Source organism: Pseudomonas sp. R9.37, from assembly GCF_963878885.1.
In the GTDB taxonomy this organism is placed as follows: domain Bacteria; phylum Pseudomonadota; class Gammaproteobacteria; order Pseudomonadales; family Pseudomonadaceae; genus Aquipseudomonas.
On sequence record NZ_CAWNZA010000049.1, the window covers coordinates 59,381 to 83,215 of the forward strand.

The 23,835-nt window shown below is 60.7% G+C and carries 18 protein-coding genes and 1 pseudogene; 7 read left to right on the forward strand and 12 right to left on the reverse strand.

The genetic code is table 11. The annotated features are described in order from the left end of the window. Window positions 1-12: 12 nt before the first annotated feature. A complete protein-coding gene (locus tag AACU78_RS27735) occupies window positions 13-471 on the reverse strand; it encodes an HIT family protein (protein ID WP_106578794.1) in 459 nt (152 codons plus the stop codon). Window positions 472-604: 133 nt separating this feature from the next. On the opposite strand from AACU78_RS27735, the pseudogene AACU78_RS30200 reads away from it, so the two are divergent. Further along, window positions 605-736: pseudogene (locus tag AACU78_RS30200) on the forward strand (dihydrofolate reductase family protein); the annotation flags it as partial. Between the two features lie 51 nt (window positions 737-787). Here the strand turns inward: AACU78_RS30200 and AACU78_RS27740 are convergent. The 3 genes from AACU78_RS27740 to AACU78_RS27750 all read right to left on the reverse strand — a co-directional run bounded on the left by AACU78_RS27740 (window position 788) and on the right by AACU78_RS27750 (window position 5,462). Next, window positions 788-1,846, reverse strand: a complete 1,059-nt coding sequence (locus AACU78_RS27740; protein WP_234452605.1) for a hypothetical protein — start codon at window positions 1,844-1,846, stop codon at window positions 788-790. Between the two features lie 484 nt (window positions 1,847-2,330). Continuing rightward, window positions 2,331-3,719: a cysteine--tRNA ligase gene (gene cysS, locus AACU78_RS27745; protein WP_106578795.1), complete on the reverse strand. Its 1,389-nt coding sequence runs from the start codon at window positions 3,717-3,719 to the stop codon at window positions 2,331-2,333. 42 nt (window positions 3,720-3,761) lie between these two features. Further along, complete coding sequence (locus AACU78_RS27750) at window positions 3,762-5,462, reverse strand: glutamine--tRNA ligase/YqeY domain fusion protein (protein ID WP_106578796.1); 1,701 nt, start codon at window positions 5,460-5,462, stop codon at window positions 3,762-3,764. A gap of 250 nt (window positions 5,463-5,712) precedes the next feature. Here AACU78_RS27750 and AACU78_RS27755 point away from each other — a divergent pair, with 250 nt between their 5' ends. Both AACU78_RS27755 and lpxH read left to right on the forward strand, forming a co-directional pair. After that, a complete protein-coding gene (locus tag AACU78_RS27755; RefSeq protein WP_106578797.1) occupies window positions 5,713-6,216 on the forward strand; it encodes a peptidylprolyl isomerase in 504 nt (167 codons plus the stop codon). Continuing rightward, window positions 6,213-6,962 carry a UDP-2,3-diacylglucosamine diphosphatase gene (lpxH, locus tag AACU78_RS27760; protein WP_106578798.1) on the forward strand — a complete coding sequence of 250 codons (750 nt, stop codon included), beginning with the start codon at window positions 6,213-6,215 and terminating at the stop codon, window positions 6,960-6,962. Before AACU78_RS27755 ends, lpxH begins: the two co-directional genes overlap by 4 nt. A gap of 154 nt (window positions 6,963-7,116) precedes the next feature. Here lpxH and AACU78_RS27765 read toward each other — a convergent pair whose 3' ends face one another. From AACU78_RS27765 to AACU78_RS27795, 7 genes are all read right to left on the reverse strand, one after another. Next, window positions 7,117-8,646: a DHA2 family efflux MFS transporter permease subunit gene (locus AACU78_RS27765; RefSeq protein WP_106578799.1), complete on the reverse strand. Its 1,530-nt coding sequence runs from the start codon at window positions 8,644-8,646 to the stop codon at window positions 7,117-7,119. Next, complete coding sequence (locus AACU78_RS27770; protein ID WP_106578800.1) at window positions 8,646-9,869, reverse strand: efflux RND transporter periplasmic adaptor subunit; 1,224 nt, start codon at window positions 9,867-9,869, stop codon at window positions 8,646-8,648. Before AACU78_RS27770 ends, AACU78_RS27765 begins: the two co-directional genes overlap by 1 nt. A gap of 15 nt (window positions 9,870-9,884) precedes the next feature. Then, entirely contained in the window at window positions 9,885-11,336 is a 1,452-nt protein-coding gene (locus AACU78_RS27775) for an efflux transporter outer membrane subunit (RefSeq protein ID WP_106578801.1), read from the reverse strand. Next, window positions 11,333-11,806, reverse strand: coding sequence for a MarR family winged helix-turn-helix transcriptional regulator (locus AACU78_RS27780; RefSeq protein WP_106578802.1), 474 nt, complete (start codon window positions 11,804-11,806; stop codon window positions 11,333-11,335). Before AACU78_RS27780 ends, AACU78_RS27775 begins: the two co-directional genes overlap by 4 nt. Before the next feature lie 236 nt (window positions 11,807-12,042). Further along, window positions 12,043-15,729 (reverse strand): translocation/assembly module TamB domain-containing protein, encoded by a 3,687-nt coding sequence (locus tag AACU78_RS27785; protein ID WP_106578803.1) that lies wholly within the window; start codon window positions 15,727-15,729, stop codon window positions 12,043-12,045. After that, window positions 15,729-17,456 carry an autotransporter assembly complex protein TamA gene (locus tag AACU78_RS27790; RefSeq protein ID WP_106578804.1) on the reverse strand — a complete coding sequence of 576 codons (1,728 nt, stop codon included), beginning with the start codon at window positions 17,454-17,456 and terminating at the stop codon, window positions 15,729-15,731. Before AACU78_RS27790 ends, AACU78_RS27785 begins: the two co-directional genes overlap by 1 nt. 64 nt (window positions 17,457-17,520) lie before the next feature. Next, window positions 17,521-18,171: a GNAT family N-acetyltransferase gene (locus tag AACU78_RS27795; RefSeq protein ID WP_106578805.1), complete on the reverse strand. Its 651-nt coding sequence runs from the start codon at window positions 18,169-18,171 to the stop codon at window positions 17,521-17,523. Window positions 18,172-18,339: 168 nt separating this feature from the next. Between AACU78_RS27795 and xthA the strand changes: the two genes are divergently transcribed. Both xthA and AACU78_RS27805 read left to right on the forward strand, forming a co-directional pair. Continuing rightward, window positions 18,340-19,152 (forward strand): exodeoxyribonuclease III, encoded by an 813-nt coding sequence (gene xthA, locus AACU78_RS27800; RefSeq protein ID WP_106578806.1) that lies wholly within the window; start codon window positions 18,340-18,342, stop codon window positions 19,150-19,152. Between the two features lie 199 nt (window positions 19,153-19,351). Continuing rightward, window positions 19,352-20,677 (forward strand): substrate-binding domain-containing protein, encoded by a 1,326-nt coding sequence (locus tag AACU78_RS27805; protein ID WP_106578807.1) that lies wholly within the window; start codon window positions 19,352-19,354, stop codon window positions 20,675-20,677. Between the two features lie 146 nt (window positions 20,678-20,823). On the opposite strand, the gene AACU78_RS27810 is transcribed toward AACU78_RS27805, so the two are convergent. Further along, window positions 20,824-22,053 carry an acyl-CoA dehydrogenase gene (locus tag AACU78_RS27810; protein WP_106578808.1) on the reverse strand — a complete coding sequence of 410 codons (1,230 nt, stop codon included), beginning with the start codon at window positions 22,051-22,053 and terminating at the stop codon, window positions 20,824-20,826. Between the two features lie 166 nt (window positions 22,054-22,219). Here AACU78_RS27810 and AACU78_RS27815 point away from each other — a divergent pair, with 166 nt between their 5' ends. After that, window positions 22,220-23,155 (forward strand): LysR family transcriptional regulator, encoded by a 936-nt coding sequence (locus AACU78_RS27815; RefSeq protein ID WP_106578809.1) that lies wholly within the window; start codon window positions 22,220-22,222, stop codon window positions 23,153-23,155. A gap of 277 nt (window positions 23,156-23,432) precedes the next feature. After that, complete coding sequence (locus AACU78_RS27820; RefSeq protein ID WP_106578810.1) at window positions 23,433-23,825, forward strand: MerR family transcriptional regulator; 393 nt, start codon at window positions 23,433-23,435, stop codon at window positions 23,823-23,825. Window positions 23,826-23,835 lie beyond the last annotated feature (10 nt).

A 23,835-nucleotide genomic window follows, 5' to 3' on the forward strand; every position in this document is an offset into this window, starting at 1 on the left:
ATTGATTTTGCGCTAGGCGAAGGATCGGATTCTGGCCGCCAGCTCTGCCAACTCAGCATCATCCGCCCGCACATGATCGTGGGACGAGATATAGCCCTCATACGCCTCGAAGAACTTATCCACCTTCGAGCTCAACGGCTTAAAGGTACTGTCCGAGCCCGTCCCATGCATGGGAAACAACTTCGCATGCAAATGATCCACCCCATACCCTTCCAGCATCATCCCCGTTCGGGCCACATCGGGAAACGCACGGTCGATCTGAAGCGCGGTTTTCTTGGCTGCAACGGCAAGCCCGGCCAACACCTCATCCGACTGCGCAAACGCATAGCTGCCGTAGTGCTGCTTGGGGATTACCACGCTGAAACCCGGCGTGTTAGGGAAGATCGACAGGAACGCCATGTGGTGTTCGTCTTCCCACAGAAGGTGGGCCGGGGACGTTTTGCGGACAATGCTGCAGAAAATACACTCCATTTAAATCACCGCCAGTTTCATCATGGGTTTGGTCGTGGCGAACATCTAAAGCCATGATTGGGCGAGCGTCAAAACAAAAGACAATTTTCCGAAAGCTCTTACGAAATTGAGATCAGAAACGCCACGGTGATGGGCCGCCCTGATCGATGAGCTGATCATCACCCGTATCCCGGTGCTTTTGGGACAAGGGATTCCCTTGTTCAGCCAGATTGGTAGTGAGCGTGATCTGCGCCATGTCGGCACGTATGCGTCGCAGAATGGGTTTGGCAAGGTGCTCTGGGACGGTAAAGGGGCCAATCACAGCCCCAATCACACGTCAAACCAAGGTCACCGCGTTGGCGTAGATGTCAGTCGGTGGACTCCCGCCTTGCCTACCCCACACTTCCTCTCGCCCATTGATCACTGCAAGCGAATGGCCCACCATTTGACCGTTAACCGCAACGCCATGAGTCACAAGACCCAGTTGCCCACGCGCCAAGTTTTCAACAGTGGTTTTTTGGATGTGGGCACTCAGGCCCAGGCGCACGAACCCATTGTAATTGTGACCAAAGGGCTCACCGTCATTGATGCTGTATAACGCGCTCTCGAAACCTCGCGCGGCATAACCGTCGTTATTCTCCACTTGCGCCCGTTTAGCACTCACGGCATACAGAAAATTAGCATCTGCCACCATCGCCGGATTATCGCCACTGAACTCAGATCTATAGGTTGCCTGCGCCAGCTCATCTTTGGACAGGTGATACCAGCGGTCATCCCGCATCTGTATGTTCCAGCCATCACCCGCTGCTATTACCTGCTTGTAAATATCGGTCGGCTTCTGGCCAAACTTCATCATTGCGACCTTTATGGCTGCCACCGTCGTGCAATTGCTTTTATTTGGCCCCTGCTTGAAACCACTCCAGATATTGCCGGGTTCATTACCCACGCCAGGTCTTCTGCCAGGATTACTCCTGTCGGTGTAGAGGTCATCAAGACTCATCCTCTGAGTGGGAGTGTTATGACTTACCTGCCGCGGATGACGAAGCCCAGGTCCGTTATGTGCACGGGGGTGGCCAGTGTCATGCGACCGGCTGGAGAGAGACTCTCGCCCCGCATCCGGGAACAGGTGCTGTATAGACTGAAAAACTGCCGCTTGGGAGGCTATGTAGACGTCCAAGGTTTGAATCAGCTTGTGGAGATCGTTCTTGAACGTACCGCTGTCCACTTTTTCCAGAAGCGCCTTCAAACTGAAAGATAACCGTTGAGCCATTTGTGCCTTGGAACCTGTCGCATCAAATAACTCATTGAGCTGCTGTTTGACCGCAACCACTTCGGCCGCAGGCGCAACGGAAACCGCCCTGGGTCGCACCCCATTTGGCGCATACCCGGCGCCCACACCTCCCGTCCCTGCCGCCCCTGAATTCCACATCTGCAACGCTCCCGATTAAGTGAAAAGCCCGCAGGGCTCTCACCCGCTCAGTGGTAAGTCGGATGCGGACAGTTCCATACCCTATGTAGGCTCGCTGCCCTGTCCATCGCAGAACTTTCAACGACAATTCGAGGAAGCGCTGGCGTGCCCTTCGATAGCATTGCCTGGGTAACGCTGATGCACCGAGGCGTCTGCATCGCAGGCAAGCCAGCTCCCACAGAAAAGCAAAACCCAGGCGGCATTGCAGCCAACCAAATTGTGGAAACTTAACTCGGTCGAATTGTGGGAGCGGGCTTGCTCGCGAAGGCGGTGGGTCAGTCAACAGATTCATTGGCTGATGCACCGCATTCGCGAGCAAGCCAGCTCCCACACTGGATCGAGTGAGCCGTTAAAATGATGTCAAAAAAACGCCCCGAACCAGTCGGGGCATTTTTCAGTCAGCAATCACCAATCAAGCCTGATCAGTTAACCGCCACGTCGTCCCGCCCTTCCCGTCTTCCAACACCACACCCATCGCGGTCAGTTGGTCACGGATACGGTCGGATTCCGCCCAGTCTTTATTAGCCCGCGCAGCCAGACGCGCCTGAATCAGCGCATCAACTTGCGCCGCATCCACACGCCCTTCAGCGCCGGCTTGCAGGAAGTCATCGGCTTCCATCTGCAGCACACCCAGCACGCTGGCCAGCTCTTTCAAGCGTGCAGCCAGCCCGGCCGCTGCTTGCAGATCGGTCTCGCGCAAGCGGTTGATCTCACGCACCATCTCGAACAGCACCGCGCAGGCTTCCGGCGTGCCGAAGTCGTCGTTCATCACTTCGGTAAACCGTGCCACGAACGCTTCACCGCCGGCAGGCGCCACGGCTGGCAGGCCTTTCAACGCGTGGTAGAAACGCTCCAGGGCGCCCTTGGCGTCCTTGAGGTTGTCTTCCGAGTAGTTGATGGCGCTGCGGTAGTGGCTGGACACCAGCAGGTAACGCACCACTTCCGGGTGGTACTTTTCCAGCACGTCGCGGATGGTGAAGAAGTTGTTCAAGGACTTGGACATCTTCTCGCCATTGATGCGGATCATGCCGCAGTGCATCCAGGCGTTGGCGTACGTCTTGCCGGTGGCGGCTTCGCTTTGGGCGATTTCGTTTTCGTGGTGCGGGAACTCGAGGTCGCTGCCGCCGCCATGAATGTCGAAAGTCTCGCCCAGGCAGCAGGTGGACATCACCGAGCACTCGATGTGCCAGCCCGGACGCCCGGCGCCCCATGGCGACTCCCAGCTCGGCTCGCCGGGCTTGGTGCCTTTCCACAGCACGAAGTCGAGCGGGTCTTGCTTGGCTTCGTCGACTTCGATGCGTGCGCCGATGCGCAGGTCTTCGATTTTCTTGCGCGACAGCTTGCCGTAGCCCATGAACTTGGCCACGCGGTAGTACACGTCGCCATTGCCGGGAGCGTAGGCATAACCCTTGTCGATCAGGGTCTGGATCATCGCATGCATGCCCGGGATGTGGTCCGTGGCGCGCGGTTCCATGTCCGGCTTGAGGATGTTGAGGCGCGCCTCGTCCTCATGCATGGCAGCAATCATGCGTTCGGTCAGCGCGTCAAACGACTCGCCGTTTTCGTTGGCACGGTTGATGATCTTGTCGTCGATGTCGGTGATGTTGCGCACATAGGTCAAGTCATAGCCGCTGAAACGCAACCAGCGGGTCACCAGGTCGAAGGCAACCATGCTGCGGCCGTGGCCGATGTGGCAGTAGTCGTAGACGGTCATGCCGCACACGTACATGCGCACCTTGTTGCCATCCAGCGGCTTGAAGACGTCTTTGGTCTTGCTCAGTGTGTTGTAGATCGTTAGCACGATGCGTCCTTTTCTCTGTATGCAAAGCCGCTCACGGCTGCATCACTGGCCCCACGAATCACGCAGGGTCACGGTACGGTTGAATACCGGCTGACCAGGTTTCGAGTCCTTGATATCTGCGCAGAAGTAACCTTCGCGCTCGAACTGGAAACGGTCTTCCGGCTGTGCGTCGCCAAGCGATGGCTCGGCACGACAACCGGTGAGCACTTGCAGGGAATCAGGGTTGATGTTGTCCAGGAAGCTCGCGCTGTCTTCAGCCTTTTCAGGGTTCGGCGAACGGAACAGACGATCGTACAAACGCACTTCGCATTCGATGCTGGCAGCCGCCGGCACCCAGTGGACCACGCCTTTGACCTTACGGCCTTCCGGGTTCTTGCCCAGGGTTTCGGGGTCGTAGGAGCAACGCAGTTCGACGATGTTGCCATCGGCGTCCTTGATCGCTTCATCGGCGCGGATCACGTAGCTGCCGCGCAGACGCACTTCGCCATTCGGCTCCAGGCGCTTGTAGCCTTTTGGCGGCTCTTCCATGAAGTCATCACGGTCGATGTAGATTTCGCGGGCGAACGGCAGCTTGCGCACGCCGAGTTCTTCTTTTTGCGGATGACGCGGCAGTTCGAGGTTGTCGACCTTGTCTTCCGGGTAGTTGGTAATCACCACTTTCAACGGACGCAGTACGCACATGGCGCGCGGTGCATTGGCGTCGAGGTCCTGACGGATGCTGAACTCGAGCATGCCGTAGTCGACCACGCCGTCGGAGCGGTTGGTGCCAACCATCTCGCAGAAATTACGGATCGACGCCGGGGTATAACCGCGACGACGAAAGCCCGACAGCGTCGACATGCGCGGGTCGTCCCAGCCATGCACATGCTTTTCATCGACCAGCTGCTTGAGCTTGCGCTTGCTGGTGATGGTGTAGTTCAGGTTAAGGCGGCTGAATTCGTACTGACGCGGGTGCGCTGGCACCGGCAGGCTGTCGAGGAACCACTCGTACAGCGGGCGGTGGCTTTCGAACTCCAGGGTGCAGATCGAGTGGGTAATGCCTTCGATGGCGTCCGACTGACCGTGGGTGAAGTCGTAGTTCGGGTAGATGCACCACTTGTCACCGGTCTGATGGTGATGGGCGTGGCGGATGCGGTACATGATCGGGTCGCGCAGGTTCATGTTCGGCGAGGCCATGTCGATCTTGGCGCGCAGCACGCGGGCGCCGTCCGGGAACTCACCGGCGCGCATGCGGTTGAACCAGTCCAGGTTCTCTTCGACCGAACGGTCGCGGAACGGGCTGTTCTTGCCCGGCTCGGTCAGGCTGCCGCGGTATTCCTTGGCTTGCTCCGGGGTCAGGTCGTCGACATAGGCCTTGCCGGCCTTGATCAGCTCGACGGCCCAATCGAACAACTGGTCGAAATACTTGGAGGCATAGCGCACTTCACCGGACCATTCGAAGCCCAGCCACTTGATGTCGCTTTCGATGGCGTCGATGTATTCCTGATCTTCCTTGGCCGGGTTGGTGTCGTCGAAACGCAGGTGCGTGACGCCACCGAACTCCTGGGCCAGGCCGAAGTTCACACAGATCGACTTGGCATGGCCGATGTGCAGGTAACCGTTGGGCTCAGGCGGGAAACGGGTGACGATCTGCGTGTGCTTGCCCGAATCCAGGTCCGCCTGGATGATCGGGCGCAGGAAATTGACCGGGACGGCAGGTCCGGCCTTGGAATTCGAGGTAGGGTCGACAGTGGGCTTGCTCATAGGATCCTTGAACAGACGAAGTGCTTGGCCAGAAGTGGGGCCGATAAAACAAAGGCCTTATGATAGCCGAAGCTGTCAAGCCGCTGACAGAGCGTGGTCGAAAACTGCTGCATTTAATGCATCGGCGGTAAAAAACCACCTCGAAATTCCTGCAGGTCACGCTAAACTGCGCGCCTTGGCCTCTGTTTAGCCAATTAGGTGAGGCGCTCAGGCGTCCAAACCCACGAATTCCCTGAAAAGAGTAGTGAACATGACTCAAGTCAAACTGACCACCAACCACGGTGACATCGTCATCGAGCTGAACGCCGAGAAAGCGCCGATCACCGTCGCCAACTTCATCGAATACGTTAAAGCCGGCCACTACGAAAACACCGTTTTCCACCGTGTCATCGGTAACTTCATGGTCCAGGGCGGCGGTTTCGAGCCTGGCATGAAAGAAAAGAAAGACAAGCGCCCAAGCATCCAGAACGAAGCGGACAACGGCCTTTCCAACGACAAGTACACCGTCGCCATGGCCCGTACCATGGAGCCGCATTCGGCCTCCGCGCAGTTCTTCATCAACGTCGCCGACAACGCCTTCCTGAACCACAGCGGCAAGAACGTGCAGGGTTGGGGCTACGCGGTATTCGGTAAAGTGACCGAAGGCCAGGACGTCGTCGACAAGATCAAAGCCGTGCAGACCACCGGTAAAGCCGGTCACCAGGACGTTCCGGTAGAAGACGTTATCGTCGAGAAAGCCGAGATCGTTGGGTGATACTGCTGATTTCAGATTTGCATCTGGAAGAGGAGCGCCCGGACATCACCCGGGCGTTTCTGGCTTTGCTCCACGGCCGCGCCCGTGGCGCCCAGGCGTTGTATATTCTGGGCGACTTCTTTGAAGCCTGGATTGGCGACGATGGGATGACACCTTTCCAGCACTCGATTTGCGCAGCATTGCGTGAGCTGAGCGACAGCGGCACCCCGATTTTCATCATGCACGGCAACCGCGATTTCCTGATCGGCAAGGCGTTCTGCAAAGCCGCAGGTGCCACCTTGCTCAAGGACCCGAGTGTCGTGCAGCTCTACGGTGAGCCTGTGCTGTTGATGCACGGCGACAGCCTGTGCACCCGCGACGTTGGCTACATGAAGCTGCGGCGCATCCTGCGTAACCCGATTGTGCTGTTTATCCTGCGGCACCTGCCATTGCGCACCCGCCACAAGCTGGCGCGCAAGCTGCGCAGTGAAAGCCGCGCGCAGACACGCATGAAAGCCAACGACATTGTCGATGTGACGCCCGAGGAAGTGCCGCGGGTGATGCAGCAGTTTGGCGTGCGCACCCTGGTCCACGGCCATACGCACCGCCCCGCCATTCACAAGTTGCAGATTGGTGATCAGGCGGCCAAGCGCATTGTGCTGGGGGATTGGGACAAGCAGGGCTGGGCGTTGCAGGTGGACGAGCAAGGGTTTGCGCTGGCGGTATTTGACTTCGTTAATCCGCAGCTGGCGCTGCCTGGCGCCTGATTCTCAAACGCCACCGACCCAATGTGAACAGAGATCCAAATGTGGGAGCGGGCTTGCTCGCGAAGGCGGCGTGTCAGTCAACGCAAGTATCGACTGAACCACCGCCTTCGCGAGCAAGCCCGCTCCCACCTTTTTGACCGCGTACAACCTCGAATCAGTGCCCCGAAGCCTCCGGCCCGGCCTTCGCCGCAAAAGGTGGTTTCGCCAGCCACACAATCACGATCAAGCCCATGAACATCCACCCCAGCAGCGTGAAGTAATCCACGGTGGACATCATGTACGCCTGGCTGGTGAGAATCTGGTCCAGCTGCGCATAGGCCTTGTGCCCTGCCCCGCCGAGTGCCTGCAAGGCGTCACGGGTGGCCGAGTCGTAGGTGGTCATGTTCTCGCTCATGTAGGCATGGTGCTGGTCCGCCCGGCGAATCCAGATCCAGGTGGTCAGCGAGGCCGCAAAACTGCCGCCCAGGGTCCGCAGGAAGGTCGCCAGGCCCGCGCCGTCGGCGATTTGCGCCGGCGGCAGGTCGGACATCAGGATGCTCAAGGTCGGCATGAAGAACAGCGCCACGCCAATGCCCATGAACAGCTGCACCAGGGCGATGTGCGTGAAGTCGACTTCATTGGTGAAGCCTGCACGCATGAAGCAACTCAGGCCAATCGCCAGGAACGCCAGCCCGGCCAGCAAACGCAGGTCGAACTTGTGCGCATACTTGCCCACGAACGGCGACATCAACACCGGCAGAATCCCGATCGGCGCCACCGCCAGGCCCGCCCAGGTGGCGGTGTAGCCCATCTGGGTTTGCAGCCATTGCGGCAGGATCAGGTTGATGCCGAAGAACCCTGCATAACCCAGCACCAGCACAATGGTGCCGATGCGGAAGTTGCGGTAGGCAAACAACCGCAGGTTGACCACCGGGTGCTTGTCGGTCATTTCCCAGATGACGAACACCGCCAGGGCTATCGCCGAAATCACGGCACCAATGATGATGAAGTTGGATTCGAACCAGTCCAGGTCATTGCCCTTGTCGAGGATGATCTGCAACGCGCCGACACCGACGATCAGGCTCAGCAGCCCGACGTAATCCATCGGCTGGTAACTGGTGACCACCGGACGTTTCTTCAACTGCGAACGCACCACCAGCACCGCAAAGATGCCGATGGGTACGTTGATGAAGAAGATCCACGGCCAGCTGTAGCTGTCGGTAATCCAGCCGCCAAGGATCGGGCCGGCAATCGGCGCCACCACCGTGACCATCGCCAGCAGCGCCAGGGCCATGCCGCGCCTCGCCGGCGGGTAGACCGCGATCAGCAACGTTTGAGTCATCGGGTACAGCGGCCCGGCCACCAGGCCCTGCAGCACCCGAAAGCCGATCAGCTCAGGCATCGAGGTGGAAATACCGCAGAGGAACGAGGCCAGCACAAACAGGATGGTCGCCCACAAAAACAGCTTCACCTCGCCAAAGCGCCGGCTCAACCAGCCGGTCAGCGGCAAGGCAATCGCGTTGCTCACCGCAAACGAGGTGATCACCCAGGTGCCCTGCTCCGAACTCACGCCGAGGTTGCCGGAAATGGTCGGCAAGGCCACGTTGGCGATCGTGGTGTCGAGCACCTGCATAAAGGTCGCCAGCGACAGGCCAATAGTGGCCATCAACAGGCTGGGTGGCGTGAACGAGGCGTTATTGCTCATCAGCGTTGCACAGCCTTGGGCGCGGCGAGGCTGTTGTCATGGATCAGCTGAGTGATCATGGCATCGGCTTCGGCCAATTGGCGGTCATACACGTTGGTGGTGAACGAGGCCTTTTGGGGCGCCTGTTGCGCCAGTACCGGGCCGCTCTTGTCGTGCAGGTCCACGTTGACCACGGTGCTCAAGCCCACACGCAGCGGGTGCTTGGCCAGCTCGTCGGCGTTGATGTGAATACGCACGGGCACCCGTTGCACGATCTTGATCCAGTTACCGGTGGCGTTCTGCGCCGGCAGCAAGGCAAACGCGCTGCCGGTACCGGCGCCCAGGCTGTCCACGGTGCCGCTGTACTTCACGTCACTGCCGTAGATATCCGACTCGATGTCCACCGGCTGGCCGATACGCATATCGCGCAGCTGGGTTTCCTTGAAGTTGGCGTCGATCCACAACTGGTTCAGCGGGATCACCGCCATCAACGCGGTACCCGGCTGCACGCGCTGACCCAATTGCACCGTGCGCTTGGCCACATAGCCGGTTACCGGTGCAATCAAGGTGCTGCGGGCGTTGGTCAAGTACGCCTGGCGCAGTTGCGCGGCGGCGGCCTGCACGTCCGGGTGGGACGAAATCACCGTGTCGTCCACCAGCGCGCTGGAGGTCTTGAACTGTTGCTGCACGTTGGCCAGGGCGCTTTGCGCCGAGGTCAGGTCGTCACGGGCGTGGGACAGTTCTTCCTGAGAGATCGCGCCGCCGGCGGCTAGATTCTTACGACGGTTGTAATTGTCCTGGGCCTTTTGCACGTTGGCTTGCTGCGCCAGCACCTGGGCTTTCATGCCATCAACGTTGCTGTACAAGCCCCGTACCTGGCGCACGGTGCGCGCGAGGTTGGCCTGGGCACTTTGCAGGCCGACAGCGGCGTCATTGGGGTCGAAGTTGATCAGCACCTGGCCTTCGTGGACCAGGTCGCCGTCGTCGGCGCCGATGCTGACCACGGTGCCGGTGACCAGCGGGGTGATTTCCACCACGTTGCCGTTCACATAGGCATCGTCGGTGCTCTCGTTGAAGCGCCCGTAAAGCTCATACCAGGCCCACACGCCGATCACGCCGAGAATCACGATCAGCGCCAGGCCGATCAGCATGATTTTGCGTTTGCGTGGGTTGCTGTCTTTCTGCTGCTCTTTAGGCTGCTCTTTGGGTTGCTCTGTTGCGTTGTTGCTTTCGGCAGTGGCCATGACAAATACCTCAAATTATTCCGTGCGTGTAGCTGGGGTGGTTGCGGCCACGTTATCGGCGTTGTACCCGCCACCCAGGGCTTGCATCAATTGAATCGACAGATCGATCTGCGCAGCATTCAAGGCCGCCAACTGACGCTGGGCCTGCAGCAATTGCTGCTCGATGCTGAGTACATCCAGGTAATTCCCGATCCCCGAGCTGTAGCGCTGAACCCCGGTGTCGTAGGACTGCTGCGCAATGTCCGCGGCGTGTTGCTGGGCCTGGATCTGCCGACCGGTATCGCGCAATTGCGAAAGGGTGTTGCCAATATCGCCCAGGGCTTGCACCAGGGTTTTGTTGTACTGGGCCACCGCCAGGTCGTAATCGGCGTCGCGGGCATCAAGGTCGGCGCGCAGGCGGCCACCGTCGAAGATCGGCAACGAGATGGTCGGCGCAATGCTGAAGAAACGGCTGGCCGAGCCAAACATCGCGTCGCCCAACAACGACTCGGCCCCGGCGCTCGCGCTCAGGTTGAGGTTGGGGTAGAAGCGGGTCTTGCTCGCGGCGACGTTCTTGCTCGCCGCCTCGACGCGCCAGCGTGCGGCGATCAAGTCCGGGCGACGGCCCAGCAACTCGGCCGGCAGCACAGAAGGCACGGCAACGGCGCTGGGTTTGAGCACGTTCGGGCGGGTCAGCTCGCTGCCACGGTCGGGGCCTTTGCCAAGCAATACGGCCAGGGCAATCTTGGCGCTTTGCAGCTGTTTTTCTGCATCGATCAGTTGCGACTCAGAGCTGGCTTCCAGGCTTTCGGTCTGCTGGTACTGGTACTGGCTGTCGATGCCGGAACTCAGGCGGCGCTTGCTCAGGTCGAGCATCTGACGGGTGCGCTTGAGGTCGTCGGCGGCCAGGTCTCGCACGATGTGCGCCTGGCCCAGGTCGCTGTAGGCCTTGGCCACGTTGGCGGCCAGGGTCAGGCGCGCGGCTTGCTGATCGACTTCGGCGGCACGCGCCTGGCCCAACGCAGCTTCCCAGGCGGCGCGCTGGCCACCCCACAGGTCAAAGTTGTAGTTGAAGCTGGCGCCGATGTTACGCACTGTGGCGTAGGCATCACCCTGCCCCAGCGGGTCCTGATCCTTGGCCAGGCGCGAACGGCTCACACCGGCGCTGGCATCCAGGGTCGGCATGCGGGCGGCATCGGCGGCGTAGGCAGCGGCCTGAGCCTGGTGGGCACGGGCGCTGGCGACTTGCATGTCAGGACTGTTTTGCAGGGCTTCATGGATCAAGCCGTCCAGCTGCGGGTCGCCGAGGCTCTTCCACCAATCGGCCGTCGGCCATGCGGCGCTGGACAAGGTCACGCCACTGAGGGACTTGCCGGTTTGCAACGTGTTGGCGTCGAGGCGTTGGCCCTGGGTGTCGAGGCCGCTGAAGTTGGCACAACCGGCCATGCTCATCGCCACCAGCACCAGGCTAAGTGCGCGTGTGTTCATTGATTACCTACCCGCTGGATGACGATGGCGTCACCGGCAGCTACCAGAATTTTCGTGAGGATTTTTTCCAGGGTTTGCAACTCGCCGGGCTGCAGGGCGCCGGCCAGCTCATTCATCGACTGCGCGCCGATGTGCGGCAGCATGTCTGCCAGGCGCTGGCCGTCTTCGGTCAGTACCAGCTGCACCTGGCGCCGGTCCTGCTCGGAACGCTTGCGCGCCAGCAGGCCCTTTTGCTCCAGGCGGTCGAGCATGCGGGTCATGGAACCGCTGTCCAGCGACAGGTTGCGACACAGCTCGGCGGGCGTGTCGACCTCATACTGGGCAATGATGATCAACACCTTGAACTGCGCGGCGGTGACGCCATGCGGTTCCATATGCGTGTCGATAATGCGGTCCTTGAGCAGCGCGGCGCGGCCCAGCAACAGGCCGAGGTGGCAGTTGCGAAAGCTGTCAGGGGTGAAGTGGGTCATCGAAAGTCACCTTATTACTGCCTAGGCAGTGAATGTATGACAAGATGTTACTGCTTAGGCAGCGAATGTCAAATGGAATTATTAGCTTGCTTGCTAATTGACCGACAGGTGGGCTGCACCGCAAACAAATGTGGGAGCGGGCTTACCTGCGATGCCGGTCTGTCAGTCAATAAATCATCGACTGATGGACCGCCATCGCCGGCAAGCCAGCTCCCACACTGTTTGTGCGTGAAGGTTTAGAAATCGCGCTTGTAGAAGATATCCAGTGAACTGGCCACGCCACTGGCCACTTCCAGGTACACCTTCTTGCTCAGCAGGTAGCGCAAGGCAATCGTACTGGCCGGTTCGAACACCCCGACCCCATACCGCAGGCTGAGTTTTTCGGTGATCTTGCCGCTGGCCACCACGGCGGTGTTATTGCCGGTGCCCTGGGTGTCGAGGTCGAAGTCCTGAATGCCCAGCTTGTTGGCGATATCCGAGGTGACCCCGGCGCTGCCCATCAACCCCAACCCCAGGGCGGCCTCGGCCAGCATGTTGTTGTCTTCGCCGGTGTTGTTGCGCGAACGCCCCAGCACCAGGTACGAGAGCGCATCCTCCTGAGGCATGGTCGGCTCGGAGAAGATCTGCGTGGTCGGCTGCTCGGCGCTGCCGCTCAAGCGAATACCGGCCGTCACCGTTCTGGACGGTTCGGTAACGACGCGCACGGCCTCGACATCCAGGAACGGTTGGTCCAGTGGCCCTGCAAACAACAGCCGCGCGCGGCGCACGTCAAGCCGCTGCCCGTAGGCACGGTAGCGGCCGTCGTTGAGCCACAGCTCGCCACGGGTGTCCATGTTGTCGCCGATGTGCACATGGCCCTGCACTTTGGCGGTGAGCCCGAAGCCCGCAAAGTTGAGCTGGTCTTCGCCCACCACCACGTCGATGTCCATGGCCATCGCCATCGGCGGCTTGCCCTGCGCGGTCTGGCTGCCGACGATCACCGTGTCATCGGAGACCTTGACGGTGGACGGCGGCAATTCACGCACGGTGATGTCGCCACGCGGGATGTGCACCTTGCCGGCAATTGCCAGCTTGTCGTTTTTCAGGCTGATTTTCAGGTCCGGCGCCACTTCCAGCTTGGCGTAAGGCTCAACCGTGACCGGCAATTGCGCGCCTTGCAGGCTGAGGTCCACCACCAGCGCCTGGCCCCAGTCGATCTGCCCCTTGAGGCTGCCCTGCCCGGCCTTGCCGCTGCGCCACGCGCCATTTAACTGCACGCTTTCGCCGGCAATCAGTGCTTGCACGTTCAAGCCTTCGAGGCTGATCGGCAACTCGGGCCCGGAGACTTCACCGCCCACCAGATTCACGTTGCCGTTGACCTGCGGTGCCAGCAAACCACCGGAGATACGCCCGTTGCCGTTGAGCTTGCCGGTGAGTTTGTCCACCATCGGCACAAACGGTCGGGCCACGGCGAGGTCCAGGCCGTTGAGGCTGAAATTACCGGTGATCGGCTTGTTGTTGGGCAGCGGGTTGATCTGCGCCTGCACCAGCAACTCACCGAGCTTGCCGCCGCGGAAGGTCAGCTGAGTGTCGATGCGTTTAGGGTTAAGGGTGGTTTCCAGCTTCAGGGTGTCGTAGGGGAAATCCACCCACTGGGCCTTGTCCTTGACGCGCAGCGTGCCACCGCTGGCATCCACCGCGATCACGCCTTTAGGGCCGCTGGCGGGCAGGTCGAGCTGCACGTCGGCGTTGAGCTTGCCTTGCCAGGCGAAATCCTTGGGCAGGAAGGCAGCCAGACTGTCGATGGGGAATTGCTTGAGGTGGTAACGCAACTTCGGCTCAGGCATCAGGCGCTGATCTTCACCGCACAGGCTGGCAGGGCCGGACACCCAGCAATGCGCCGCAAAGGTCAGCTTGCCGTCCGCCAGACGTTCGATCCTGGCCGGGGCTTGCAGCTTCCAGTCCTGGCCACCGGCTTGAACGTCACCGCTGGCCAGGCGCCCGCGCCAGTTACCTTTGTCGAGGTCGCCATCGAGCGCCAGGCCCAGCTTGACCAGCGGCCCGGCCAGGTCCAGCTGGACTTTCTGGCGCTTGATATCACCTTGAGCGCTGGCGGTCAGGGTGCCGACCTGGGTGTCGCCGGCCTGGATGCCACTGCCCTTGAGGTCGATCTTCGCGCGCTGGGCGTTGTCGAGCGTGGCGTCGAGGGTGAGGTTTTGCAGTTGATTGTCGGCAAACGCCAGTTGCTGGCCTTTAAGGTCGAGTTTGCCTTGCGGCGCCTGCAACGTACCGGCCACATCGACACGCCCGTTAATCTGCCCGCGCAGTTGCGGCCACAGCTGGGCCAGGCGCGTCAGCTTGATATCGATCTGCCCGGCCACACGTTGCTGCAGGCTGCCGCTACCGTTGATGCGGTTATCACCCAGGCGAATGTCAAGGTTGGCCAGGGTCCATTGCTCGCCTGCGCCTTGCGCCTTGGCGGCCAGCACGGCAGTTTGTCCGCGCAGACGGCCCTTGAGGTCGAGGTCGGCGTTGAGCTTGAGTTGTTGATGTTTGAACTCGCCCTTGCTGCGCAGCGGCCCGGCCAACGTGCCCGGCAACTCCGCGACCCAGTACGCCGGGTTCAGCGCCGACAGGTCCAGCGCGGTGTCCCAGGCAATGCCGTCGGCAAACTGCAGGCTCAGGTGGCCTTCAGCCTTGCCTTGGCCGGCTGTCAATTTCAGTTCGGGCAGGAAGAGCTGCTTGAGGTCGCCACTGAACGGCGTGACCACATTGAATTTGCCCGCCGGGCCGTCGAGGTCGGCCTTGAGGTTGCCGAGGTAATTGCCGTCTTTGTAGGAAATCTCGCCGTTGAGCGTATGCAGCGCGAACTGCGGCTCATCAATCAATGGGTAGAGGCGGTGCCAGGGAAAATCCAGCCAATCGATCCTGGCGTCGGCGCTGAAGCCCTGTTGCCAGTCCAGATTGGCGCTGAGCTTGAGGCTTTGCTGGTCGCCGGCATTCAAATCCAGGCCGGCGATCTGCGCGCCCTTGGCGTCAACCTTGCCCTGCAGCAGCAGGTCCACCGGGCCTTTTTCCGCTGGCAGCACAGCCTTGCCCAACAGTTGATAACCGCTGCTCAGGTCGCCCTTGGCGGTGAGGTCCAGTTGATTGAGTTGCAGGGTGTCGGGCAAGTCGGCGCTGGGTTTGAAGCCGTCGGCGCTGATGTGCAATTGCGCGGGCAGGTTCTCCACCAAAGGTTGCAGCTCACCGCTGAGTTTGGCGGGCAGGTAGCCACTGCTGTCGGCGTCGAGCTTGAGGGTCTTGAGTAAGTCTCCGTCGACCTTGAGCGCAACCTTCCACGGCGCGCCGCCGGGCGCGTACGGCAGGCTCAGGTTGCCCGTGGCGCTCAGCGGCCAGTTGCCGGTCGGTTGCAGCAGACCCGCCAGGTCCAGCACCAGATCATCGCGTTGCAGGTGCACCGAGTCGATCTGCAGGCCCGCGGCGGTCCAGTGCGCCGCGAGCTGCAAGCCCTTGAGCTCTTCGCTGCCATTGAACAGCAGGCTACCGACGCGAACGTCGCCCAACTGGATCGCCACCGGCAGTTTCAACTCCGGCAGCTGGATCGGCCCGCTGCTGCTGTCATCGGTACTGGGTGGAAATTGCAGGCTGACCTGTTCCACGTCCAACTGGTTGATGCACAGGGTCATGCGCAGCAGGCATGCTGGCGACCAGTCGAACTTCGCCGCATTCAGCTCGACCCGGCTGGTGTCTTGCTGCCACAACAGGTGGTCGACACGCCATTGGCCACCCAAATGCCCCTGGAAATTCTCCACCGTCAATCCCGGCACCTGGCTCAAGGCCCAGCGGCTGCCCGCTTGGCTGCCGAGTACCGCCCACAGTGCCAGTAACACCACGGCGAAGACTGCCACGATGGCCAGCCCCGCTATTTTCAAACCACGCATCACAGCTCAGGCCCCATGGAAAAGTGCAAACGAATGCCGCCCGGATCTTCCAGGGCATGGGCCAGGTCGAGGCGAATCGGGCCGACCGGCGACACCCAGCGCACGCCCACCCCCACACCGGTTTTCAGGCTCGGCATGTCCAGGCTGTTGAAGGAGTTGCCTTGGTCGACAAAGGTCGCAATCCGCCATTTTTCGGCGATGGAATATTGATATTCGGCACTCAACGCCACCATGTAGCGGCCGCCGATGCGGTCACCGCGATCGTTTTCGGGTGACAACGTCTGGTACTCGTAGCCACGCACGCTCTGGTCACCACCGGCAAAAAAGCGCAGCGACGGCGGCACCGATTTATAGCCATTGGTGGCACTGCCGCCGAACTGCGCGCGGCCGAGAAAGCGGTGGTTGTCCCACAAGGTGGTCAAGCCCTTGATGGTGGCAGTGCCGTAAAGCAGGTTGGTGTCGGAACCCAGGCCTTCCTTGGCGACCTTGGCGTCGAACATCAGGCGATAGCCATTGTGCGGGTCGATGCGGTTGTCGCTGCGCAGGTAGGAATAATTGATCCCCGGCATCACCAGGTTACTCAGGCCCGAGTCATTGCCCAGGCGGTATTCTTCGCGCTGATATTTGAGCGAGATGACTCGCGTCCAGCCGCTGGGCAATTTGCTGTGCCATTCAGGGCCGAGGGTGAGCAATTTACTCAGGGTGTCGGTATTGGCGATTTCTTCATTCTGGTAGCCGCCGGCAAACCGCAGCTTGTCGGTAAGCGGCGGGTCCAGCGGGATGTCGTACCACAGGCCGACGTTCTGACGCGGCGCCGACAGCTCGGCTTCCCAGCCATAACTGTGACCTTGTGGGTTGACCCAGTGACGCGTCCAGTTGGCTTTGCCGCGCGGGCCGACGTCAGTCGAGTAACCCAGGCCCAGGCCCATGGTGCGCGGCTTGCGGGTGTCCAGTTGCACCGCCACCGGGATCACATCGTTGGCCGAGGCGGCGGGGCTTGCGTCTACGCGCACAGCTTCGAAAAAGCCACTCGCCTGCAGGTTCTGGTTGAGTTCGGCGATCAGCTCGGAGTCGTAAGGGTCGCCGCTTTTGAACGGCACCATGCGTTGCAGCAGGTCTTCATCAAACGGCGTGTCGCCGGCAAAGCTGACCTTGCCCATGCTGTAGCGTGGGCCGCTGTCGTAGATGAGTTCGATATCGGCGACGCCGGCTTTGGGGTCAACCGAGAGTTTCTGGCTGGTAAAGCGCCCGCTGAAAAAGCCGTAGCGCGAGGCCTGGTTCTGGATCAGACGCTTGGCGTCTTCGTAGTGGCCGTGGTTGAGCACGGCGCCGGATTTGAGGTCGCTGCTGTCGGGCACGCGAAAAGCCTTGAGGCTCGCGGCCTGGCCGTCAACCCGAAGGGTCACGTTGCGCAAATGCACCGGCTCGCCGGGGTCGATGGTGAGGATCAGGCGTGGATTCTTGCCGCCTTTTACATCACTGACGATTTGTGGCTGATAGTAGCCCAGCGCCTGGGCAGCCTTGCGGGCCTGCTCTTCGGCGCCGCGGCTGAACCGCAACAGGGCTTCTTCATCACGATCGCCTACCCCGCCGATATAGCCTTCGATGTTGGCTTTCAACGCGTCGTTTGTAGGCTTGATCCGCACGTCCAATTCGCTTTGCGCCAAGGCGCCGCAGCTTGTGAACAGCAGAATCAAGCCGCTGGTAAATCTTCCTGGAAGCTTCATAGGCGCGGATGCTACACGAGCTGGGGAGAGACTTTGAACCCGGAATAGTCTGAATAATTCTGCATTAAGCCGTTGCAGCATGTAACGACTGCGGATTGGGGTGAAAAAACACGTGTTCCAAGATAGGCCCTATCGCCACTTCGCCGATTTCCTCATAGCCCTGACGCTTATAAAAATCCAGGTAGCGTGAGTTGCCGGTATCGAGCACTACGCCTGAGGAGTGCGGGTCGTCGGCGCACCAGTTGTGCACGGCCTCAAGCAGCTGCTCTCCATAGTGCTTGCCCTGAAATTGCGGGTGGATGCCCAACAACGGCAGTACGTGCACCGACTCGGTCGGCAGGCACGCCAGCACCGCATGATGGTATTCCAGGTAACGGCGAGTGCCGCGTACACCGGTGCTCAACCACATGCGCAATTGCCACGCCCAGCTTTCGGTAATGCCTAGGCGCCGTTGGGGTGGCGCAATCAGGGCGATGCCGATCAGCCGGTCGTTGACGAACAGGCCGATGGCGGGCAGTTTCTGAAAGAAATGCTGCTTGACCAGCTCACGCACCGTGGCGCGTACCCGCTGTTCATAGCCTGGGCGTTCAGCTTCGAAGATGTAGGCGAACGTCGGCTCATGCCGATAAGCCTGGTAGAGCATGGAGCGCGCTTCGCGCGAATAGCCGCTGTTGAGCAGGCGGATCTCGGCAAGGGCCGTCGAAGTGTCAGGCATACAGTCAATCTCCCTGGGCGCCATTCAGAAGATGGCGTTCTTATGGGTACGAACCTACGCAGCACCAGTCGTTCCCAGACATTAGCAGTGCATCTGCTCGACCGCCACGCTGGCCCCCGTCGGACTTGTCGGCTAGCATCGCCCTTTTGCCAGACTGGACTGCCGACCATGAAAATCGTCTCCTTCAATATCAACGGGCTGCGCGCCCGCCCTCATCAGCTGGCGGCGCTGATTGAAAAGCATCAACCGGACGTGATCGGCCTGCAGGAAACCAAGGTTCATGATGACCAGTTCCCGTTGGCCGAAGTGCAGGCGTTGGGCTACCACGTTTATTACCACGGCCAAAAAGGCCACTACGGCGTGGCCCTGCTCTCGCGCAAAGAAGCGCTGAGCGTGCACAAAGGTTTTGCCAGCGATGAAGAAGACGCCCAGCGCCGCTTCATCTGGGGCACCTTCGCCGATGAGAACGGCAACCCCGTGACCATCATGAACGGCTACTTCCCCCAGGGCGAAAGCCGCGACCACCCGACCAAGTTTCCGGCCAAAAAACGCTTCTACGAAGATTTGCAGCACCTGCTGGAAAGCCAGTTCAGCAATGACCAGGCATTGGTGGTGATGGGCGACATCAACATCTCCCCGCAAGACTGCGACATCGGTATCGGCGCCGACAACGCCAAACGCTGGCTGAAAACCGGCAAATGCAGCTTCTTGCCGGAAGAACGCGAGTGGATGGCCCGCCTGAAAAACTGGGGCCTGGTGGACAGCTTCCGCCACCTCAACCCTGACGTGGCCGACCGCTTCAGTTGGTTTGATTACCGCAGCCGTGGGTTCGAAGATGAGCCCAAGCGTGGCCTGCGCATTGACGTGATCATGGCGTCCAACGGCCTGGTGCCGCGGGTCAAGGATGCCGGCGTGGACTACGAGCTTCGGGCGCTGGAAAAACCGTCCGACCACGCGCCGATCTGGCTGGAACTGAGCTGACGCGACTCAAAGTGGGAGCTAACTCGTGTGGGAGCTGGCTTGCCGGCGATGCAGGCACCCAGGCCTTCCAGCTAAACCGGGTTGATGCTATCGCAGGCAAGCCAGCCCCCACCTTTGGGTTGGTTGTGTGCCAGTCACACCGTTGAAACCTTACTGACTTAATCTCCCGGCACTCCCCTTGGCTTAAGAAGGTGCCGGCATGATGCTGCGCGTTCTGCTTCTGTTGATCCTGCCCCTCTACGCAGTTGCCGCTCCCCTGCCCGTTCCCGACCAAGGCCCCGCGTTGCGCATCCAGGGTTCCAACACTATTGGCGCCGCGCTCGGGCCCGCGCTGGTCATGGGCATGATGCAACACCAGGGCGTGCAGGCGGTGCACAGTGAACCGGGCGACGGCGCCAATGAACAGCGCGTGATCGGCAAGACCCGCCAAGGCAGGACGGTCACCATCGAGGTGGCGGCCCACGGCTCCAGTACCGGGTTCGCCGCGCTGAAAAACCTCAGCGCCGACCTCGCCGCGTCGTCGCGCCCGATCAAGGACAGCGAACTGGTGGACCTTGAACCATTGGGCGACCTGAAAAGCCCCGAGGCTGAGCAAGTGATCGCCATTGATGGCCTGGCGATTATCCTTAACCCGAAAAACCCGTTGAATACCCTGAACACCGAGCAACTGGCGCAAATTTTCAATGGCGAAGTCGACACGTGGGAGGCACTGGGTGGCATCGGCGGGCCGATTCATTTGTATGCCCGGGATGATCAGTCCGGCACCTACGACACCTTTAAGGAACTGGTGCTACGCCTGCGTGGTAAACCCCTGGCGCCTGCCAAGCGTTTTGAGTCCAGTGAGCAACTGTCCGATGCCGTAAGCCAGGACGCTCAGGGCATCGGCTTCATCGGCCTGCCGTATGTGCGCCAGGCCAAGGCTGTGGCAATCGTCGATGGCGACTCACAACCGATGTTGCCGTTGAACAGTCTGATTGCCACCGAGGACTACCCGCTGTCACGCCGACTGTTCTTTTACCTGCCGCCATCGAGCCACAACGCGTGGGCCAAGGCGCTCGTGGACTTCACCCAGAGCAGCAAAGGCCAGACGATTGTTGCAGCCAACGGTTTTATCGCGCAGCAGGTGCAGGCGATCAGCGTGGAGCCGCGCCCGTCGATGCCTGCGGACTATCAAGCCATCGCGCGTGAGGCCCAGCGATTGAGCGTGAATTTTCGCTTCGAAGAGGGCAGCGCCAGCCTCGACAACAAGGCACGCCAGGATCTGCAGCGGGTGGTGGCGTACCTGAAAAGCCACGACAAGCTCGACAAGCAGGTGACGCTCGTAGGATTTGGCGACGCCAAGAATGACCCACAACGCGCCGCGCTACTGTCGAAATTGCGGGCAATGGCGGTGCGCCGCGAACTGGTGAGGAACGGCGTGGTGCTGCGCGATATTCTCGGGTTCGGCGCGCAGATGCCGGTGGCGGCGAACACGGCGGATGAGGGGCGGATCAAAAATCGGCGAGTGGAGGTTTGGGTGCACTGACGCCTGGCGAGCACGCCTTCGTAGCGAGCGGGCTTGCCCCGCGTAGGGCTGCGAAGCAGCCCCATAATCACTCTTCCAGGCAGAACCGGTCGCAGGGTTTTAGGGCTGCTGCGCAGCCCTACGCGGGGCAAGCCCGCTCGCCACACTTACTGCCCGCTGCGCATCAGCTCTTTGGGCACGTACTTGCCGATCTCGAACTTGCCGATTGCCGCACGGTGCACTTCATCCGGGCCGTCGGCCAGGCGCAAGGTGCGTTGCATGGCGTACATGTAGGCCAGCGGGAAGTCGTTGGAAACGCCGGCGCCACCGTGAATCTGGATGGCGCGGTCGATGACCTTCAACGCCACGTTCGGCGCCACCACCTTGATCTGCGCGATTTCGCTTTTCGCAACTTTGTTGCCCACGGTGTCCATCATGTACGCCGCTTTTAACGTCAGCAGACGGGCCATGTCGATTTCCATCCGTGAGTCGGCGATCTTGTCGATATTGCCGCCCAGGCGGGCCAACGGTTTACCGAACGCGGTGCGGCTGACGGAGCGTTTGCACATCAGTTCCAGCGCGCGCTCGGCCATGCCGATGGAGCGCATGCAGTGGTGGATGCGGCCTGGGCCAAGACGGCCCTGGGCAATTTCGAAGCCGCGACCTTCGCCAAGCAGTACGTTTTCGTACGGCACGCGCACGTTGTCGAACAGCACTTCGGCGTGGCCGTGCGGGGCGTCGTCGTAACCGAAGACCGGCAATGGGCGCACGATTTTGACGCCGGGGGCATCCACCGGCACCAGGATCATCGAGTGCTGCTGATGACGTGGCGCATCCGGGTTGCTCAGGCCCATGAAGATCAAGATCTTGCAGCGCGGATCGCAGGCGCCGGAAGTCCACCATTTTTTGCCGTTGATCACCCACTCGTCGCCCTGGCGCTCGGCGCGGGCAGCCATGTTGGTGGCGTCCGAAGACGCCACGTCCGGCTCGGTCATGGCAAAGGCCGAGCGAATCTCGCCGCGCAGCAACGGCTCGAGCCAGCGTTGTTTTTGCTCTTCGTTGGCGTAGCGCACCAGCACTTCCATGTTGCCGGTGTCGGGGGCGGAGCAGTTGAACGGCTCCGGGCCCAGCAGCGAGCGGCCCATGATCTCGGCCAGTGGTGCGTATTCGAGATTGGTCAGGCCGGCGCCCAGTTCGGATTCGGGCAAGAACAGGTTCCACAGGCCTTCGGCCTTCGCCTTGGCTTTCAACGTTTCCATGATGGCGGTGGGCTGCCAGCGATCACCTTCGCTGACCTGGCGTTCGAACACCGGCTCGGCCGGGTAAACGTAAGCGTCCATGAATGCGGTGACGCGTTCACGCAGTTCCTGAACCTTGGGCGAATAGGCGAAATCCATGAGCAGCTCCCTTCTCTGAGAGGTTGTTTAGGTCATGCAATCGATGCTAGAACAGCGCTGATAATTTACCTAGCCTATTCTCGGCGTGTATTAACATTCATCACCGATATATGATCGACGCCTGTACACCTGACAAATCGCCACCTAACAATAAGAGCGCAACGAAATGAATCTGAGCAAGGTCGACCTCAACCTCTTTATTGTCTTCGACGCGATCTACACCGAAGCCAACCTGACCCGTGCCGGGCAAATCGTCGGCATTACCCAGCCGGCGGTGTCCAACGCGTTGGCGCGCTTGCGCGAAACCTTCAATGACCCGCTGTTCGTGCGCACGGCCCAAGGCATGGTGCCCACGCCGATGGCGCAGAACATCATCGGCCCGGTGCGCAATGCGTTGTCGTTGCTGCGGGTGTCGGTGCAGGAAAGCCGGATTTTCAACCCGCAGCAGGCGGCCAAGACCTACCGTATCAGCATGACCGACCTCACCGAAGCGGTGATTCTGCCGCTGTTGTTCCAGCGCCTGCGCCGCCTGGCGCCGACGGTGGTGATCGAGAGTTTCCTGTCCAAACGCCGCGAAACCACCAAGGAGCTCGCGGCCGGGCGCCTGGATTTTGCCGTGGATGCGCCGCTTAACACCGACCCGCAAGTGCGCCACGTCAAGCTGATGGACGACCGCTACGTGTGCGCCATGCGCAAGGGCCACCCGATGGCGGGCAAGGACAAATTCACGCTGGATGACTACCTGTCGCTGACGCATATCCATATTTCCAGCCGCCGCAACGGCCTGGGCCATGTGGACCTGGCGCTGGGCAAGATGGGAATCCAGCGCAAGATCGCCCTGCGCTCCCAGCATTACCTGATGGCCTCGCAAGTGTTGCAGCAGACCGACATGGTGATGACCGTGCCCGAGCGCTTCGCCCGCCGTCATGAATTGCACTGGTTCAACCTGCCGGTTAATGACGTGCCGCCGGTGGAAACCCACCTGTACTGGCACGAAAGCACCGACCAGGACCCGGCCAACCGCTGGATGCGCGAGCAAATGATCGAGTTGTGCCAGCAGGTGACGGCGCATGAGAAGAAGCTCGACGGTAAGCAAGCCTGACCCGTGGCAAGCAGACCTTTTGTGGCTAGCAGGCTCTCTGTGGCAAACAGGCTCTCTGTCGCGAGCAGGCTTGCCCTGCGTTGGGCTGCATAGCAGCCCCAACCCCCAGCGCCGCGTTTTTGCTGAACATTGAATCAATATTTATTGCGGGCACGTCCCCCCCAACGCAGGGCAAGCCTGCTCGCCACAACACGCCCGCTCATAAGGTTGGAAAGGCAGCTTGACGTTTACGTCAACCTGACATTAGCTTAGCGCCAAGACCTCCTTGAGCGCCCCCATGAGCACGACTTACAGCATCTCCGACCTCGCGCGCGAGCTCGACATCACCACCCGCGCCATTCGCTTCTATGAAGAACAAGGCCTGCTGGCCCCGGAACGCCGGGGCCAGGAGCGCATCTACTCGGCGCGCGACAAGGTCAGCCTCAAACTGATCCTGCGTGGCAAGCGCATCGGTTTTTCCCTGGCCGAGTGCCGCGAGCTGATCGAACTCTACGACCCCAGCAGCGGCAACCACATCCAGCTCAACAGCATGCTCGCCAAAATCGCCGAACGCCGTGAGCAGCTTGAGCAACAACTGCTGGATATCGAACAGATGAAGCTGGAACTGGACACCGCCGAAGAGCGCTGCACCCAGGCCCTGGCGCAGACCATGAGCCAGGTTGGCCAATAACGATAAGGTA